The sequence below is a fragment of the Roseateles sp. FW305-36 genome (assembly GCF_058787015.1).
In genome coordinates this window covers 21,035-37,326 of record NZ_JBYSZK010000007.1, presented here as the reverse complement: position 1 = coordinate 37,326, position 16,292 = coordinate 21,035, and the positions used below count along the sequence as shown (strand labels likewise).

Annotated in this window: 14 protein-coding genes and 1 tRNA gene; 11 read left to right on the top strand and 4 right to left on the bottom strand. The window is 68.1% G+C overall.

What is annotated here, in order from left to right; genetic code table 11:
• Positions 1-17 precede the first annotated feature (17 nt).
• Positions 18-482 (bottom strand): Lrp/AsnC family transcriptional regulator, encoded by a 465-nt coding sequence (locus AC3WOE_RS14330; protein ID WP_492691331.1) that lies wholly within the window; start codon positions 480-482, stop codon positions 18-20.
• A 123-nt stretch (positions 483-605) separates the two neighbouring features.
• On the opposite strand from AC3WOE_RS14330, the gene AC3WOE_RS14325 reads away from it, so the two are divergent.
• From AC3WOE_RS14325 to AC3WOE_RS14315, 3 genes are all read left to right on the top strand, one after another.
• Positions 606-1,700: a saccharopine dehydrogenase family protein gene (locus AC3WOE_RS14325; protein ID WP_492691330.1), complete on the top strand. Its 1,095-nt coding sequence runs from the start codon at positions 606-608 to the stop codon at positions 1,698-1,700.
• 19 nt (positions 1,701-1,719) lie between these two features.
• A complete protein-coding gene (gene amaB, locus AC3WOE_RS14320; RefSeq protein ID WP_492691329.1) occupies positions 1,720-3,231 on the top strand; it encodes an L-piperidine-6-carboxylate dehydrogenase in 1,512 nt (503 codons plus the stop codon).
• A gap of 53 nt (positions 3,232-3,284) precedes the next feature.
• Positions 3,285-3,369, top strand: a tRNA-Leu gene (locus AC3WOE_RS14315).
• A 162-nt stretch (positions 3,370-3,531) separates the two neighbouring features.
• On the opposite strand, the gene AC3WOE_RS14310 is transcribed toward AC3WOE_RS14315, so the two are convergent.
• On the bottom strand, positions 3,532-5,574 hold the full coding sequence (locus AC3WOE_RS14310) for a putative bifunctional diguanylate cyclase/phosphodiesterase (RefSeq protein ID WP_492691328.1): 2,043 nt from the start codon (positions 5,572-5,574) through the stop codon (positions 3,532-3,534).
• Between the two features lie 103 nt (positions 5,575-5,677).
• On the opposite strand from AC3WOE_RS14310, the gene AC3WOE_RS14305 reads away from it, so the two are divergent.
• From AC3WOE_RS14305 to AC3WOE_RS14270, 8 genes are all read left to right on the top strand, one after another.
• Positions 5,678-6,019 (top strand): HU family DNA-binding protein, encoded by a 342-nt coding sequence (locus AC3WOE_RS14305; protein ID WP_293503166.1) that lies wholly within the window; start codon positions 5,678-5,680, stop codon positions 6,017-6,019.
• A 160-nt stretch (positions 6,020-6,179) separates the two neighbouring features.
• Positions 6,180-7,217 carry a LacI family DNA-binding transcriptional regulator gene (locus tag AC3WOE_RS14300; RefSeq protein WP_492691327.1) on the top strand — a complete coding sequence of 346 codons (1,038 nt, stop codon included), beginning with the start codon at positions 6,180-6,182 and terminating at the stop codon, positions 7,215-7,217.
• Between the two features lie 210 nt (positions 7,218-7,427).
• Positions 7,428-8,795 (top strand): GH1 family beta-glucosidase, encoded by a 1,368-nt coding sequence (locus AC3WOE_RS14295; protein ID WP_492691326.1) that lies wholly within the window; start codon positions 7,428-7,430, stop codon positions 8,793-8,795.
• 259 nt (positions 8,796-9,054) lie between these two features.
• Positions 9,055-10,356 carry a cyclic di-GMP phosphodiesterase gene (locus tag AC3WOE_RS14290; RefSeq protein ID WP_492691325.1) on the top strand — a complete coding sequence of 434 codons (1,302 nt, stop codon included), beginning with the start codon at positions 9,055-9,057 and terminating at the stop codon, positions 10,354-10,356.
• Between the two features lie 26 nt (positions 10,357-10,382).
• Complete coding sequence (locus AC3WOE_RS14285; protein WP_492691324.1) at positions 10,383-12,488, top strand: putative bifunctional diguanylate cyclase/phosphodiesterase; 2,106 nt, start codon at positions 10,383-10,385, stop codon at positions 12,486-12,488.
• Positions 12,489-12,512: 24 nt separating this feature from the next.
• Positions 12,513-12,836 carry a DUF1840 domain-containing protein gene (locus AC3WOE_RS14280; RefSeq protein ID WP_492691323.1) on the top strand — a complete coding sequence of 108 codons (324 nt, stop codon included), beginning with the start codon at positions 12,513-12,515 and terminating at the stop codon, positions 12,834-12,836.
• A gap of 2 nt (positions 12,837-12,838) precedes the next feature.
• Positions 12,839-13,480: a histidine phosphatase family protein gene (locus AC3WOE_RS14275; RefSeq protein ID WP_492691668.1), complete on the top strand. Its 642-nt coding sequence runs from the start codon at positions 12,839-12,841 to the stop codon at positions 13,478-13,480.
• 153 nt (positions 13,481-13,633) lie between these two features.
• Positions 13,634-14,584 carry a porin gene (locus AC3WOE_RS14270; RefSeq protein WP_492691322.1) on the top strand — a complete coding sequence of 317 codons (951 nt, stop codon included), beginning with the start codon at positions 13,634-13,636 and terminating at the stop codon, positions 14,582-14,584.
• Between the two features lie 45 nt (positions 14,585-14,629).
• Here AC3WOE_RS14270 and ruvB read toward each other — a convergent pair whose 3' ends face one another.
• Positions 14,630-15,688 (bottom strand): Holliday junction branch migration DNA helicase RuvB, encoded by a 1,059-nt coding sequence (gene ruvB, locus AC3WOE_RS14265; RefSeq protein WP_492691321.1) that lies wholly within the window; start codon positions 15,686-15,688, stop codon positions 14,630-14,632.
• Positions 15,685-16,254: a Holliday junction branch migration protein RuvA gene (gene ruvA / locus AC3WOE_RS14260; protein ID WP_492691320.1), complete on the bottom strand. Its 570-nt coding sequence runs from the start codon at positions 16,252-16,254 to the stop codon at positions 15,685-15,687. The genes ruvB and ruvA overlap by 4 nt, the downstream gene beginning before the upstream one ends.
• Positions 16,255-16,292: the final 38 nt, after the last annotated feature.

Sequence of the window (16,292 nt, the reverse complement as noted above, 5' to 3'; positions counted from 1 at the left end):
GGTCTCCGTGAGGGTGTTCAGGTCTGTCGGTCGACGCGCAGCGCCAGCACCACCGAGCTGTTGGTGCGCAGCACGCCGTCGATCTCACCGATCTCGTCGAGCAGGGCGTCGAGCCGGGCCGTAGTGTCGGCGCGCAGCAGCGCCATGTAGTCGAACTCACCACTGACGGAGGCGAGCTGGCGCAGCTCGGGCAGTTCTGATAAGCGCTTCACCACCTCGCGCCCGGCCTTGGGGCTGACGGTGATGCCGACAAAGGCCTGCACGCTGCGGCCGGCCTCGTCACCCCCCAGGCGCGCCGTGTAGCCCACGATGCGGCCACTCGCCTCCAGCCGCGCCAGCCGCGCGACGACGGTGGTGCGCGCCACGCCCAGCTTGCGCGCCAGCGTCGCCGTGCTCTCACGCGCATTGGCCTGCAGCAGCAGGATCAGGCGGCGGTCGAGGTCGTCCGCAGCGACGCCCGGGTTTACCCTTGAATCATCCATATCGACGAATCATCGCGATGAATCGTCGAATTTGCAATCCGTTTCGTCGGAGTGGTGCTTTCTTTCGTCAGCGCTCCTGCCTAGAGTGCGGCCCATTCAACCCATACCTACACGGAGCACCCCATGAAGATCGCCCTGCTCGGCGCCGGCCACATCGGCCAGACCATCGCCCGCCTGCTGCACGCCACCGGCGATTACCAGGTCACCGTGCTGGACAAGAACCCCGGCTATCTGAAGGTGCTGGCCGCCGAGGGCATCGCCACGGCCGAGGTCGACAGCGACAACCGCGGCGCCCTGGCCGCCCAGCTGCGCGGCAAGGACGCCGTCGTCAACGCGCTGCCCTACCACCTGGCCATCACCGCCGCCGAGCTGGCCCTGGAGTGCGGCTGCCACTACTTCGACCTGACCGAAGACGTTGCCGCCACCAAGGCCATCATGAAGATGGCCGAAGGCGCCAAGACAGCCTTCATGCCGCAGTGCGGCCTGGCCCCGGGCTTCATCGGCATCGTCGCCCACCACCTGGCCAGCGGCTTCGACTCGGTGCGCGACGTGCAGATGCGCGTCGGCGCCCTGCCGGCCTTCCCGACCAATGCGCTGAAGTACAACCTGACCTGGTCGGTCGACGGCCTCATCAACGAGTACTGCCACCCCTGCGAAGCCGTCCACGAAGGCGAGACCATTTCCGCCCTGCCGCTGGAAGGCCTGGAGCACTTCAGCCTGGACGGCACCGAGTACGAGGCCTTCAACACCTCCGGCGGCCTCGGCACGCTGTGCGAGACCTGGGCGGGCAAGGTGCGCAACCTCGACTACAAGACCGTGCGCTACCCCGGCCACCGCGACCTGATGCAGTTCCTGCTGGGCGACCTGGGCCTGAAGGGCGACCAGAACCTGCTGAAGGACATCATGCGCAAGAGCATGCCCGCCACCATGCAGGACGTGGTGCTGGTGTTCGTGACCGTGTCCGGCCAGAAGAACGGCGTGCTGCTGCAGGAAGTCTTCGCCCGCAAGATCTTCGCCACGCGTGATGGTGCCCAGCCTTTGAGCGCCATCCAGATCACGACCGCCGCCGGCATCTGCGCTGCCGTCGACCTGTTCCGCGAAGGCAAGCTGCCGCAGAAGGGCTTCATCCGCCAGGAAGAAGTCAAGCTGCCCGACTTCCTGGCCAACCGCTTCGGTTCGGCCTACCAACAAAGCCGTCAAGTCGAGTCCATTTCCTGATCGCGGGACAATGTTCGTCATGAAGCAACAGACCCTTTCCCTCCTCGACGCCCTGGGCGTCCACTTGGCCGGCGCTGGCGACCTGACCGTGCGCTCGCCCATCGATGGCGGCGTGCTGACCCAGCTGCCCACGGCCAGCGCAGCCGACATGAAGGCGGCCGTCGGCCGCGCGGCCGAGGCCTTCAAGGCCTGGCGCGTCGTGCCGGCCCCCAAGCGTGGCGAACTGATCCGCCTGTTCGGTGAAGAGCTGCGCGCGCATAAATCCCAATTGGCCCAGCTCGTCTCGATCGAAGCCGGCAAGGTCACCAGCGAAGGCCTGGGTGAAGTCCAGGAAATGATCGACATCTGCGAGTTCGCCGTCGGTCTGTCGCGCCAACTGCATGGCCTGACCATCGCCAGCGAGCGCCCGGGCCATCGCATGATGGAACAGTGGCTGCCGCTGGGCGTCGTCGGCATCATCTCGGCCTTCAACTTCCCGGTTGCCGTCTGGGCCTGGAACTCGGCCCTGGCCCTGGTCGCCGGCGACACCTGCGTGTGGAAGCCGTCCGAGAAGACGCCGCTGACGGCCCTGGCCACGCAAGCCCTGTTCGAGCGCGCGCTGAAGGCTTATCGCGCCGCCGGCCACGCCGCGCCCGACGGCCTGTCCGAGCTGATCATCGGCCGCGCCGATGTCGGCGAAGCCATGGTCGACGACGTCCGCGTCGCTCTCGTCTCCGCCACCGGTTCGACCCGCATGGGCCGCGCCGTCGGTCCGCGCGTGGCGGCCCGTTTCGGCCGCTCGCTGCTGGAGCTGGGTGGCAACAACGCCATCATCGTGACGCCCAGCGCCGACCTGGAACTGGCCGTGCGCGGCATCCTGTTCGGCGCCTACGGCACGGCCGGCCAGCGCTGCACGACGACGCGCCGCGTCATCGCCCACGAGAGCATCCATGACGCCCTGGTCGAGCGCCTGGACCGCGCCCGCGCCCAGCTGCCCATCGGCTCGCCGGTGGAGCAGGGCACCTTGATCGGTCCGCTGATCGACGCCCAGTCCTTCGATGCGATGCAGTTCGCACTGAACGCGGCTCGCGAGCAGGGCGGCCAAGTCAGCGGTGGCGAGCGCGCCTTGGCCGATCGCTTCCCCGAGGCCTTTTACGCCGTGCCGGCTTTGGTGCGCATGCCTTCGCAGACCGAAGTGGTCTGCCACGAGACCTTTGCGCCCATCCTGTACACGCTGAAGTACAAGACGCTGGAAGAGGCCATCGAGCTGCAGAACGGCGTGCCGCAAGGCCTGTCGAGCGCCATCTTCACGACCGACATCCGCGAGGCCGAGCGCTTCATGAGTGCTTCGGGCAGCGACTGCGGTATTGCCAATGTCAACATCGGCACGTCCGGTGCGGAGATCGGTGGCGCCTTCGGTGGCGAGAAGGAAACCGGCGGCGGCCGCGAGAGCGGCTCGGATGCCTGGAAGGCGTATATGCGCCGCACCACCAACACCGTGAACTATTCGAGTGAGTTGCCTCTTGCTCAGGGAGTGAAGTTCGACGTCTGATCGAACTCGTCAGAGGGGGCTGAGAACTAGGCTATAGTCCGGCCTCCCTGAAAGCCCAGGTGGCGGAATTGGTAGACGCACTAGTTTCAGGTACTAGCGGGTAACTCCGTGGAGGTTCGAGTCCTCTCCTGGGCACCAAACGAAGAAGGCCAGCACGCAAGTGCTGGCCTTCGCCGTTTGGGGACCAGGAAGCGATGTCCAGTGGACATCGCGCGAGGACTCGAAGGGTTCGGAGCTGCGCTCCGAACCGGGGTCGCGGCACGTGACCGAGTCCCCGCTGATGGGGCCTCGATGGCCCCTTCAGCGCGCGGCGGCGGAAAACCAGCGTTCTTCAAACTCCCGCGCCGGCACCCCCTTCCCAAACCACCACCCCTGCCCCCAGTCGCACCCCATGTCTCTCAACATGTGAGCCTGCGCCTCGGTCTCCACCCCCTCCGCCACCACCTCCATCCCCAGCTCATGCGCCATCGTCACGATGGCCCGGCACAGCGCCAGCGCCTTGCCGCCTTGCTCGAGGCCCGCCACGAAGCTGCGGTCGATCTTCACGGTGTCGATCTCGTGGTGCTGCAGATAGCTGAGTGACGAATACCCCGTACCGAAGTCGTCCAGCGAGATGGACAGCCCGGCGTCACGCAGGGCTCGCAACCGCTCCGCCACCGCCTCGTCGCGCTCCAGCAGCAGCCCTTCGGTGATTTCGACAGCCAGCGCATCGCCCGCCAGCCCCAGGCCGCGCAGATGCAGCACCCAGTCCGGCTGCACGCGATGGCTGCGCTCGCCGAGGAACTGCACCGGCGACTTGTTGATGCTGATCTGGAACCCATCATGCCCCGCAGCCCGCCAGGCCTGGACCTGCGCCGCGGCTTCGCGGAACACCCAGTCGCCGATGTCGACGATGAAGCCGCTGGTCTCGGCGATGGGGATGAACTGGGCCGGGCTGACGTCGCCCAGCGTCGGGTGCTTCCAGCGCAGCAGGGCCTCAGCCTTGCGCGGCGGCGCGGCGGTATCGCGCAGCGACAGGATGGGTTGGTAGACCAGGCTGAACTGCGCCAGCCGCAGCGCCTCGCGCAGCTCCGCGGCCAGTCGGGCACGGCGCTGTGCGGCCTCATGCAAGGCCGGCGTGAACAGGCTCATGCGGTTGCGGCCCGCGCCCTTGGCCTCGTAGAGCGCGAGGTCGGCATGCTTGAACAGGGCCTCGATCTCGACGCCGTCGCGCGGTGCCAGGCTGACGCCGATGCTGGCCGACACATAGACCCGTTCGCCCGCCACCTCGAAGGCTTCCGACAGCGTTTCCAGCAAAAGGTGGCCGACGCGCTGCGCCTCGGGCGCGGCCTGGGCCGTTGCGAGCAGCACGGTGAATTCATCGCCCCCCATGCGCGCCACCACGCCGCCCGGCGGCATATGGTCCTGCAGCCTTCCCGCGACCTGGACCAGCAGGGCATCGCCGACGTCATGCCCCAGCGAATCGTTGATCTCCTTGAAGTGATCCAGGTCGACGAACATGACGGCCAGCTCGTCGCCGCGCATGCTGCGCAAAGCCAGTGCACGCTCGATGCGTTCGCGCAGCGAGCGGCGGTTGGGCAGGCCGGTCAGGGTGTCGACGCGGGCCTGCTGCCAGACGACGGCTTCCTGGCGCTTGCGGTCGGTGATGTCGGTATGCGTGCCCACCATGCGCAGCGGCTTGCCGTTGGCGTCGCGTGCGATGACCATGCCGCGGCTCAGGATCCATTTCCAGCTGCCGTCGCGCGCCAGCACGCGGTGCTCGTTGCGATACAGCGGCGTGCGGCCGGCGAAGTGATCGTCGCGGTCCTTGTCCATCTGTGCGAGGTCGTCCGGGTGGGTGCGCGCATCGAAGGCCTCGGGCGTCGCATCGACGTCGCCGGGGTCAAAGCCGTAGAGGCGCAGATAGCGCTCCGAAAAATATTCGGCACCCGCCTGCACATGCCAGTCCCAGACGCCGTCGCCGCTGCATTCCAGAGCCAGCTTCCAGATCTCGTCCGATTCGCGCAGCCTTGTCTCGATGGCGCGCCGCGCGCTGATGTCGGTGTGCGTGCCCAGCCACAGCGGCGAGTCCGGCAGGCGCTGGGCCTGGGCCCACACCCAATTCGAGCCGACCCGGTATTCCATGTCGAAGCGGCCGCCGGCCTGGGCCGCCGCCCAGCGTTCGCTGAAGGCGGCGCGGTCTTCTTCGTGCAGCCAGTCGGTCAGCGGCGTCGGCAGGGCGGGGCGGTTCAGCACTTCGGCCAGGCGCGCATTCATCCACAGCAATCGACCCTGGGCATCGGCCTTCCACACCTGTTGGGGCAGGGCGTCGAGCAAAGAGGAATAGTGCACGTGGGCTGGCATCGGCGATGGATACGGGACTCTGCTGGACTGTATGCCTCCCGCAATGCGCCACAATCGCGCCCGCCCGAGTCGTTCGGGCGCGTTTTTGGACGAGACCCCCCGCATGAACAAGACCGATCTGATCGAACACCTGGCCGCCAAGCACGAGCTGAGCAAGGCCGAAGCCGGCCGCGTCCTCGAGACCCTGCTGGACGCCATCGTCACCACCGTCAAAAAGGGTGGTGCCGTGTCGATCCCGGGCTTCGGCTCCTTCAAGCAGCACGCACGTGCCGCCCGCAATGGCGTGAACCCCAGCACCGGCGCGAAGATCAAGATCGCCGCCGCCAAGCTGCCCAAGTTCGCTCCGGGCGCTGGCTTCAAGGCTGCCGTCGATCCCAAGGCCGCTGCCAAGAAGGCTGCTGCCAAGCCCGCCGCCAAGCCGGCCGCCAAGGCCAAGAAGAAGTAAGCAGAGCAACTGACATGGAACCCGTCTCGGACGGTTTTCGGGCCGAGCGCTGGGCCGCTCCCGAGCCGGCCCGCGCTGGCGATGTGCTTGCCGGTCAACCCGGCAAGCATCGCCGTCCCCGCGGGGGACCGGCCAAGGTACTCCTTGGACGAGGGGCTCCATGACTTCACGCGGCGGTAGCCCCACCATCGTCGACGTCGCCCGCGAAGCGGGCGTGTCGATCAAGACCGTCTCGCGTGTGCTCAACCATGAGCCCGGCGTGCATGAAAGCACCCGGGATCAGGTGCTCAAGGTGGTGGAGGCGCTGCGCTACCGGCCCAAGCAGTCGGCGCGCAGCCTCGCAGGCGGACGATCCTTCCTGATCGGCCTGCTCTATTACGACCCCAGCGCGATCTTCGTCGGCAGCGTCCAGCAGGGCGCCACGCTGCGTTGCCGCGAGCTGGGCTATCACCTCGTTGTCGAGTCACTTCACAACGACGCGCCCGACCTGCGCCAGCAGATCGACCGCATGGTGCTGGCGCTGCGGCCGGACGGCATGATCCTGACGCCGCCGCTGTGCGACAACCCCGAGGTGCTCGCCGCCCTGCGCGAGAGCGGCACCCCCTGCGTGCTGATGTCGCCCGAGCGCGACCTGCGCGGCGTGCCTTCTGTGCGCATGGACGACGTGCACGCGGCCGAGGAGATCACGAATCTGCTGCTCAGCCTCGGCCACCAGCGCATCGCCTTCATCAAGGGGCCGCCGGACCAGTCGGCCAGCGGCCTGCGCTACCAGGGCTTCGTCAATGCGCTGCGTGCGCATGGCCTGGAGCCCGACCCCGAGCTGATCCAGCCCGGCGCCTTCACCTTCGAGAGCGGCCGCGACGCCGCCCACCAGTTGCTCAGCCGCCGCCAGCGCCCGACCGCCGTCTTCGCCAGCAACGACGACATGGCCCTGGGCGTGCTCGCCGCGGCCCAGCGTCTGGGCCTGGCCGTGCCCAACGAGCTGTCGGTCGCCGGCTTCGACGATTCGCCGACCGCCGCCCTGGTCTGGCCGCCGCTGACCACGGTGCGCCAGCCGGTCGCCGAGATGGCGCGCACCGCCGTCGAGATGCTGGTCTCGGTCCAGCGGCCCGACATGGCCACCCCCGCCGACGAAGCCGAGCTGCACAAGGTGCTGCCGCACGAGCTCGTCGTTCGCGACTCCACCCGCGCCCGCTGATTCCCTGCCGACCGCGCTGCGCCGCAGCATCTGGTGTCGCCGACATTTGAATTGACAGCGTTGTCAATTGTCGGGCAAGATGGCCGCATTGGGTCGGCAGAGCAGTGCACCGGCACCAAGGTTCGAGCCCTTGAAAGCGGCTCGGCGCGGGTCGCCGCCGGCCTGCAATTCCGCCACCCGTCCTGCCGCCCCCCGGCCTGTTCCCCTGCCATGAATCTCCTCGCTACCGCTGGCACTGATCCCGCTGCCCTCGCCCAATCCTTTCCGGCCGACTTCCTCTGGGGCGTGGCCACCAGCGCCGCCCAGATCGAGGGCGCCGCCTTCGAGGACGGCAAGGGCGCGTCGATCTGGGATCATTTCTGTCGCCAGCCGGGCCGCATCAAGGACAACTCCAACATCGACGTCGCCTGCGACCACTACCACCGCTTCCGCGACGACGTGGCCCTGATGAAGGGCCTGGGCCTGGACTGCTACCGCTTCAGTTTTTCCTGGCCGCGCGTGCAGCCGCTGGGGCAGGGCGCCTGGAACGAGGCCGGCTTCGCCTTCTACGACCGCCTCATCGACGCCCTGCTCGAAGCCGGCATCCAGCCCCACGCCACCCTCTATCACTGGGACCTGCCCCAGGCCCTGGACGAGAGCATCGGCGGCTGGCTGTCGCGCGACGTCGTGGCCCGCTTTGCCGACTACGCCGCCGAGGTGGCGCGCCGCTTCGGCAGCCGCCTGGCCAGCATCGCCACCCACAACGAGCCCTGGTGCACGGCGACCCTGGGCTACGAGACCGCCCAGTTCGCACCCGGCCACACCAGCCGCGCCGAGAGCCTGCAGGTCGCCCACCACCTGATGCTGTCCCATGGCGATGCGATCAAAGCCATGCGGGCCGTCACCAAGACCCGGCTGGGCGTCGTCCTCAACCACACGCCGTCCTTCCCGGCCACGCCCAACGAGGCCGACCGCCGCGCCGCCCGCATCGACGACGGGCTGAACGTGCGCTGGTATATGGACCCGATCTTCCGCGGCGCCTACCCGGCCGATGCGCTGGAGTACGTCGGTGCCGATGCGCCCGAGATCGAGTCCGGCGACCTGGACCGCATCCGCCAGCCGCTGGATTTCCTCGGCATCAATTTCTATACACGCAGCCTGTTCGGCGCCGACGGCAAGACCGTCCCGGGTCCCGGCAAGCGCGGATTCACCGACATGGGCTGGGAGATCGTGCCCGAGGTCTTCGCCCAGCACCTGGTGCGCCTGGCCCGCGAGTACAACCCGCCGCCGATGTTCATCACCGAGAACGGCATGGCCAATGCCGACCGCATCGTCGACGGCCCTCAGCCCCATGTGCCCGACGTCGAGCGCGTCGCCTACCTGTCAGCCCATCTGCAGGCCCTGGCCACCGCCATGAGCCTGGGCGCGGACGTGCGCGGCTATTTCTACTGGAGCCTGCTCGACAACTTCGAATGGAACTCAGGCTACGACAAGCGCTTCGGCCTGGTCCACGTCGACTACGCGAGCCAGCAGCGCCTGCTCAAGGACAGCGCGCACTGGTATCGCGACTTCATCGCCCAGCACCACCGGCATCGCTAGACCTGTCGCGCACGAGTCGGTGCAGCGTCAAGCAGGTCGCCGAACAGGCATTCCTCCGCGTTTAACCCGACAAAGCTGCGGGAAATCGGTCACGTTCAGGCGCTAAGCTCCGACTTGCGCCGCTCCCGGGATTTTTCCCAGTGAGCAGCAGGCGCAATCGGCCGATTTGACGTATAGCAGGAGACCGGCTCGAGGACTCTGGCGTTTCCGCTGGAGCTTGGGCCGAGTCGAGGGTGCCCGGCGCACGGGTTTTGAGCGAATGCAGGACAGAACAAGCGATCCACTGATCGATGTCAGCCAGTTGACCGTCGGGATGTTCATTCATCTGGATCTCGGCTGGATGTCGCATCCCTTCCCGTTGTCCAGCTTCAAGATCGCCTCCAGCGATCAACTGCTGATCCTGCGCCGCCTCGGCCTGACCCAGGTGCGCTGGAGCCCGGCCAAGAGCGACCTGTCCCTGCAGTCGCCCGAGGGCGAAGCCGGCGTGGGTGGCGCCGACGCCGCGGCCTCTGCAGACGCCTCGGCGCCGCAGCATCCCAGCCCCGAAGATCTGGCGCGCGAAGCGCACCGTCGCGCCCTCGCCGCCCAGCAGGAGGCCCTGCGCCTGTGCGAGGAGCAATACGGCGAGGCGGCCGAGGGCTTTCGCATCGTGATGGACCAGGTCCAGTCCGATCCCCACGCCGCCCGCGCCCAGGCCGAAGCCCTGACCGCCGCCCTGCTCGACAAGATGCTGGTCGAGGGTGATCTCAATATGCGATTGCTCAACGAAGCCGCCGGCGACCGCAGCACTGCCCATGCGCTGAACGTCTGCATCATCGCCCTGCTGCTCGGCCGTGCCTTCGGCCTGGGCCGCGACGAGATGATGGATCTCGGCGTCGGTTCGCTGCTGCACGACGTCGGCAAGCTCGAGATCGCCGCCCGCCTGCGCCACCGCGACGAGAGCTTCACGGCCGCCGAGACCCAGGCCTACCAGCAGCACGTGGTCAAGGGCGTGGCCATCGCCCAGACCATGGGCCTGGCGCCCGGCCCGCTGCTCATCGTCGCCCAGCATCACGAACATGCCGACGGCAGCGGCTTCCCGCAGAAGATCAACATGGACCGCATGAGCACCGGCGCGCGCATCGTCGCCCTGGTGAACCGCTTCGACGGGCTGTGCAACCCGCTGATCACCTCCAAGGCGATGACGCCCCACGAGGCCTTGTCGCTGATGTTCGCCCAGGGCCGCAACCGCTTCGACGCGACCATGCTGAACGCCTTCATCCGCATGATGGGCGTCTACCCGCCGGGCTCCACCGTGCAGCTGACCGACGACCGCTATGCCTTGGTCGTCTCCGTCAACTCGGCACGGCCGCTCAAGCCCCGCGTCATGGTCCATGACGTCAAGGTGGCCAAGGAAGAGGCCCTCATCCTCAATCTGGAAGAGATGCCCGACCTGGGCATCCGCCGCAGCCTCAAGCCCCAGTTCCTGCCGCGCGCCTCCCTCGACTACCTGAGCCCGCGAGCGCGCATCGCCTACTTCTTCGACGCCGTGAGTACCGGACCAGGGGAGTTGGCCGCGTGAACCCCGGCAGCGAGGCCAACCCAGCCTTGCCCCGCGTCTCGGAGACGCCGTCCGTGATCGGCGCAATGCTGGAAGGCCTGCCCGAACCGGCCTGGCTGGTGGATGGTGAAAGCCTGACGGTCAGCGCCGTCAACCGTGCTGCGCTGCGCCTGCTCGGCCTCAAGCCGGAGCGGGCTCTTGGTCAGCCGCCGGCCGCCCTGTGCGGGTCGCTGGAGGACGAAGCCTTCTGGCAGGGCGCGGCCCGCGACCCCTTTGCCCGCATCCGCTCCGACACGGTGCTGACCCACAGCGACGGTCAGCCGCGCTGGGTCAGCCGCAGCATCAGCCCGGTCCACACGCCCGAGGGCGGCCGCTACTGGCTGGTGCTGCTGCACGACCAGACGCGCCGCCGCCGTGCCGAAGCCGAGCGCGAGACCCTGCTCGCCGAACTGCGCGCCACGCTGGAATCCACTGCCGATGGCATCCTCGTCGTCGACCTGGCCGGCCGCGTGCGCAGCTTCAACCGCCGCTTCGCCAAGCTCTGGGGCCTGGCCGGCGGCCTGCTGCACGAACCCGGCGACGCCGGCCTGTGGCTGAGCCTGCAGCGTGTCATGCGCGACGGCGAGCAATACCGCTTGCGCATCGAGGCGCTGCTGGACGCGCCGCTGATGCGCTCCAGCGACATGCTGCGCCTGGCCGACGGCCGCGTGCTGGAGCAGGTCTCGCTGCCGCAGATGAGCCGCGGCGAGCCCATCGGCCGCGTCTTCTCCTTCCGTGACCTCAGCGAGAAGCTGGCTGCCCACCAGCGCATCGAGGAGCTCGGACGCTCCGACGCACTGACCGGTGCGCCCAACCGCCGCGCCCTGGCCGACCGCATCGTGCAGCAGATGGCCGCCGTCGACACCGGCGAGCCGCCGCCCGCCTTCGCGCTGTTGCACCTCGACCTGGACCGCTTCAAGCAGATCAACGACACCCTCGGCCATAGCTATGGCGACCGCGTGCTGCGCGAGGTCGTCGAGCGCCTGCGCGGCGCCGTCGGCGAGAACGACACGCTGGCCCGCCTGGGGGGCGACGAGTTCGCGCTGCTCGTCGACGGGGCCCAACTGCTCGAGGCCGAAGCCGCCGCCCGCCATCTGCAGCAATTGCTGGCCCAGCCCTTCAGCTTCGACACGCTGAGCTTCACCGTCACCGCCAGCTGCGGCATCGCCCTTTATCCAGGCGACGGCGGCACACCCGATGAGCTGATGGCCAGCGCCGAACGCGCCATGCACTGGGTCAAGGAGAGCGGCCGCGCGGGTTTTCGCTTCCACGTGCCGCGCAAGGAAGTCGACCTGCTGTCGCGCATGCGCCTGGACCATGACATGCGCCAGGCCCTCGCCGAGGGGCGCTTTCGCCTGCACTACCAGCCGCAGGTCGAGCTGGGCAGTGACCGCGTCATCGGCGCCGAGGCCCTGATCCGCTGGCGCGACCCGCAGCGCGGCGACATCTCGCCGGCCGAATTCATCCCGCTGGCCGAGGAGAGCGGCTTCGTCGTCGCCATCGGCGAATGGGTGCTGCGCGAGGCCGTCGGCCAGGCGGCCTACTGGCTGAGCCGCGGGCTGCGCATGCCGGTGGCCGTCAACGTGTCGGCCCTGCAGTTCCAGCAGGCCCATTTCGTCGAGACGGTGGCCGAAACCCTGCGCGAGGCCATGCTGCCGGCCAGTCTGCTCGAGCTGGAGTTGACCGAAGGCGTGCTGCTCGGCGACGCCGAGGAGGCCCTCAAGCGCATGCGCTCGCTGGCGGCCCTGGGGGTGACCCTGTCCATCGACGACTTCGGTACCGGCTATTCGTCGCTGGGCTATCTGAAGCGCTTCCCCATCCAGCGCCTGAAGATCGACCGCAGCTTCGTGCAGGGACTGCCCAACGATGCCAGCGACGTCGGCATCGCCAATGCCATCGTGCAGATGGGCCGGGCCCTGGGCCTGCAGGTCATCGCCGAGGGCGTCGAGACCGAGGCCCAGCGCGACTTCCTGGCCCAGGCCGGCTGCCATGAATTCCAGGGCTATCTGTTCGCCAAGCCGCTGCGGCCCGATGAGTTCGAGCAGCGCGTGCGCCCGCGCCGCCACGTCGTCGACTCGCCGGTCTCCGGCTGGTTGGGCCTGGCGAGCGGTTGAGACAGCGCGGCGCACAATGGCGCCATGCTCTACCGCTTCAAATCCAAGGCGGGTGCCGACGTCATCATGATGGCCGACTCGGCCGATGCCGTGCTGCGCCTGATGGGCCGTGAGCCGGCCCCCCAAGGCATCCTCGAACTGGCCCAGCTGCCCGGCCTGATCCAGGCGCTGGAAGCCGGCGTGGCGGCCGACGAGGCGCAATTCCAGCGCGGCGTCGACGAAGCCAAGGCCGCCGGCCAGGCTGCGCCGCGGCGCCAGGGTGTGTCGCTGCGCCAGCGGGCCTGGCCTCTGCACGAACTGATGCAGCGCAGCATGAAAGAGAAGACCGACGTGGTCTGGGGTGTCTAGTGCTGGAACAAGCCACCCGTGTCATCCTGATCCGCCACGGCGAGACCGCCTGGAATCGCGCCACCCGCATCCAGGGCCATACCGACATTCCCCTGAGCGCCCTGGGCCTGGCCCAGGCCGAGCGCCTGGCCGAGGCGTTGGCCGATGAACCGCTGGCGGCGCTCTATTCCAGTGACCTCAGTCGTGCCCGCCAGACCGCCGAGGCGGTTGGCCGCGCCCGCAACCTGGCCATCCAGCTGGATGCCGGCCTGCGCGAACGGGCTTTCGGGCGCTTCGAGGGCCTGAGTTGGGAAGAGATTGATCAGGGTTATCCCGAGGATGCGGCCCGTTGGCGGCGCCGCGAGCCCGACTTTCCCGTCGGCGGCGGGGAGAGCCTGAACGTCTTCAGCGCGCGCTGCCTCGCTGCGGCCCGGCGTGCCGCGGCGGCCCACCCCGGGCAGAGCATCGCCCTGGTTGCCCACGGAGGCGTGCTGGACTGCCTTTACCGGGCGGCCACCCAGGTTGCCCTGGACGCGCCGCGCAGCTGGCAGCTGGGCAATGCCACCATCAACCGGCTGCTGGCGACGCCCGGGGGCTTCACGCTGGTGGGCTGGAACGACGACCACCATCTGGCCGGGCTCAGCGCCGACGACATCGCGGCTTAGGCCGGCGCTGCCGCATTTCAATGTCCCTAGGGCCACTGTTGCATCCACGCGTCGCTGGGCTCGGGTGTGGCAAAAGCCGCTCCTATACTGGCCGTCACTTGTCCTTCTAGGCAGGGCTCAAGGCCCCGCCCAACCTTTCTGCAAAGGCAAACGATGAAGAAGATTGCACTCGTCGCCGCTCTGGCCGCTACCGCCGCCGCTCCGGCTTTCGCACAAAGCGTCACCCTGTGGGGCCGCCTCAACACCTCCGTCGAAAGCCAGAAGTTCGGCTCCCAAGACCGCAAGATCGTTGTGCAAAACAACTCTTCGCGCCTGGGCTTCAAGGGTAGCGAAGACCTCGGCGGTGGCCTGAAGGCTTCCTTCTCGCTGGAACACGGCCTGAACAGCGACACCGGCGCTGCCACCGGCGGCACCACTTTCTGGAACCGCGCTTCGTGGGTCCAACTGGAAGGCAGCTTCGGCGGCATCCGTCTGGGCAAGTGGTTCCCGGGCTCGTACTTCGCCACCGCTGACTACGTGTCCATGCACAACCATGACACGGGTACCTCGGCTGACGCGCTGTACGCCACCCAGTTCTACACGAACAACAAGGTGTCGTACTTCACCCCGACCGTGAGCGGCCTGTCCGCCGAGCTGTCGGTGGCCGCTGGTGAGAACACCACGACCCGCGCCGAAGACATCGCCGTGAACTACGACATGGGCCCCGCCCACGCCGGTTTCGGCTACGAGAAGAAGGGCGACTTCAGCCAGTTCGCCATCCGTGGTCTGTATGAGTTCGGCCCCGTGGTCGTTGGCGGTTACGTCCAGCGCGCCGAGAACACCTTCGGCGCCGCCGGCAAGAAGAACTGGAACACGTTCCGCGTGTCCGGCATGTACGTCATGGGCCAGTCCGAGTTCCACCTGAACTTTGGTTCGGCTGACAAGATCCTGGGCGACGACGGCGCCAAGCAGCTGACGGTTGGCTACAACTACAACCTGAGCAAGCGCACCAAGGTTTACGGTTTCTGGACCAAGGTCGACAACCAGGCCAAGGGCACCTACCAGACCGGCGTCGCCGGCCAGGACTTCAGCTCGCTGGCTGCTGGTATCCGCCACAACTTCTGATCCTTCGGGACCAGGAACAAAAAAGCGCCCTGCGGGGCGCTTTTTTCATTCTCCGAACAGATCGGGAGAGGCTTTGCCACCCGGTGGCGCGAGCCCCAGGTGGCGATAGGCCGCCAGCGTGGCGACGCGTCCGCGCGGCGTGCGCTGCAGGAAGCCCTGCTGGATCAGGTAGGGCTCGATGACGTCCTCGATGGTGCCGGCCTCCTCGCCGATGGCGGCGGCCACGTTCTCCAGGCCGACCGGCCCGCCGTCGAAGCGGTGCACGACGGCCTCCAGCAGCTTGCGGTCCATCAGGTCGAAGCCCTGGGGGTCGACGTCCAGCATGGCCAGCGCCTTGTCGGCGATGCCGGCGACGATGCGGCCGTCACCCTTGACCTCGGCATAGTCGCGCACGCGGCGCAGCAGGCGGTTGGCGATGCGCGGCGTGCCGCGCGAGCGGCGGGCAATCTCCAGCGCACCGTCGGCATCGATAGGCGCGCCCAGCAGGCCGGCCGAGCGCGTCACGATGCGCTGCAGCTCGGCTGGTGTGTAGAACTCCAGCCGCGCGACGATGCCGAAGCGGTCGCGCAGGGGGTTGGTCAGCATGCCGGCGCGCGTCGTGGCGCCCACCAGCGTGAAGGGCTGCAGGTCCAGCTTGATGGAGCGGGCCGCCGGGCCCTCGCCGATCATGATGTCGATCTGGTAGTCCTCCAACGCCGGATAGAGGATTTCCTCGACGACGGGGCTGAGGCGGTGGATCTCGTCGATGAAGAGGACGTCGTTCTTCTCGAGATTGGTCAGGATGGCGGCCAGGTCCTTGGGCTTTTCCAGCACCGGGCCGGAGGTCTGGCGCAGATTGACGCCCAGTTCGGCCGCGATGATGTGGGACAGCGTCGTCTTCCCCAGGCCCGGCGGGCCGAACAGCAGCACGTGGTCCAGCGCTTCTTTGCGCTTGCGGGCGGCGCCGATGAAGATCTCCAGCTGCTCGCGCGCCTTGGCCTGGCCGACATAGTCGTCGAGCAGCTTGGGGCGCAGTGCGCGCTCCAGCGCCTCTTCACGGCTGGATTCGGGCGCGGCGCCGACGATGCGCGGCGCCGGGGCGAAGTCGTCCGTTTGAATGCTCATGAAAGCTTCTTCAGCGCGAGCTTGATGCCGTCGCTGACGCCGACATCAGGCGGCAGCGCCTTCAGCGACGCGGCCGCATCCTTCTCGCTATAGCCCAGGGCGACCAGGGCCTGCAGGATGTCGGCCTGCGCGTCGTTGGCGACCGTTGCTGGCAGCGCCAGGTCGGCGCCGAGCTTGCCCTTCAGTTCCAGCAGCAGACGCTCGGCGGTCTTCTTGCCGATGCCGGGCACCTTGGTCAGCCGGCCGGCTTCCTGGCGCGACACGGCCTGGGCCAACTCGGGCACGGACAGGCCCGACAGCAGGCCCAGGGCCATCTTCGGACCGATGCCGCTGATCTTGATGAGCATGCGGAAGGTGGCGCGCTCCTCGTGGGTGAGGAAGCCGAACAGCTGGTGCGCGTCTTCGCGCACGGTCAGGTGGGTGAGCAGTACCGCGCGCTCGCCCAGGTTGCCGAGGTTGAAGAAGGTGCTCATGGGCACATCCACCTCGTAACCCACGCCCGCCACGTCGATGACGACCTGCGGGGGCGATTTCTCGGCGATGACGCCGCTGAGTCTTCCAATCATCGGCCCATTATCCGGGCCACGCTAAGTCAGTTGAGGAC

Coding starts and splice junctions, on each gene's coding strand:
- AC3WOE_RS14305 (WP_293503166.1), top strand. CDS start 5,678: ATGAACAAGACCGATCTGATCGAACACCTGGCCGCCAAGCACGAGCTG.
- ruvA (WP_492691320.1), bottom strand. CDS start 16,254: ATGATTGGAAGACTCAGCGGCGTCATCGCCGAGAAATCGCCCCCGCAG.
- AC3WOE_RS14330 (WP_492691331.1), bottom strand. CDS start 482: ATGGATGATTCAAGGGTAAACCCGGGCGTCGCTGCGGACGACCTCGAC.
- AC3WOE_RS14280 (WP_492691323.1), top strand. CDS start 12,513: ATGCTCTACCGCTTCAAATCCAAGGCGGGTGCCGACGTCATCATGATG.
- AC3WOE_RS14270 (WP_492691322.1), top strand. CDS start 13,634: ATGAAGAAGATTGCACTCGTCGCCGCTCTGGCCGCTACCGCCGCCGCT.
- AC3WOE_RS14325 (WP_492691330.1), top strand. CDS start 606: ATGAAGATCGCCCTGCTCGGCGCCGGCCACATCGGCCAGACCATCGCC.
- AC3WOE_RS14300 (WP_492691327.1), top strand. CDS start 6,180: ATGACTTCACGCGGCGGTAGCCCCACCATCGTCGACGTCGCCCGCGAA.
- ruvB (WP_492691321.1), bottom strand. CDS start 15,688: ATGAGCATTCAAACGGACGACTTCGCCCCGGCGCCGCGCATCGTCGGC.
- AC3WOE_RS14295 (WP_492691326.1), top strand. CDS start 7,428: ATGAATCTCCTCGCTACCGCTGGCACTGATCCCGCTGCCCTCGCCCAA.
- AC3WOE_RS14290 (WP_492691325.1), top strand. CDS start 9,055: ATGCAGGACAGAACAAGCGATCCACTGATCGATGTCAGCCAGTTGACC.
- AC3WOE_RS14310 (WP_492691328.1), bottom strand. CDS start 5,574: ATGCCAGCCCACGTGCACTATTCCTCTTTGCTCGACGCCCTGCCCCAA.
- amaB (WP_492691329.1), top strand. CDS start 1,720: ATGAAGCAACAGACCCTTTCCCTCCTCGACGCCCTGGGCGTCCACTTG.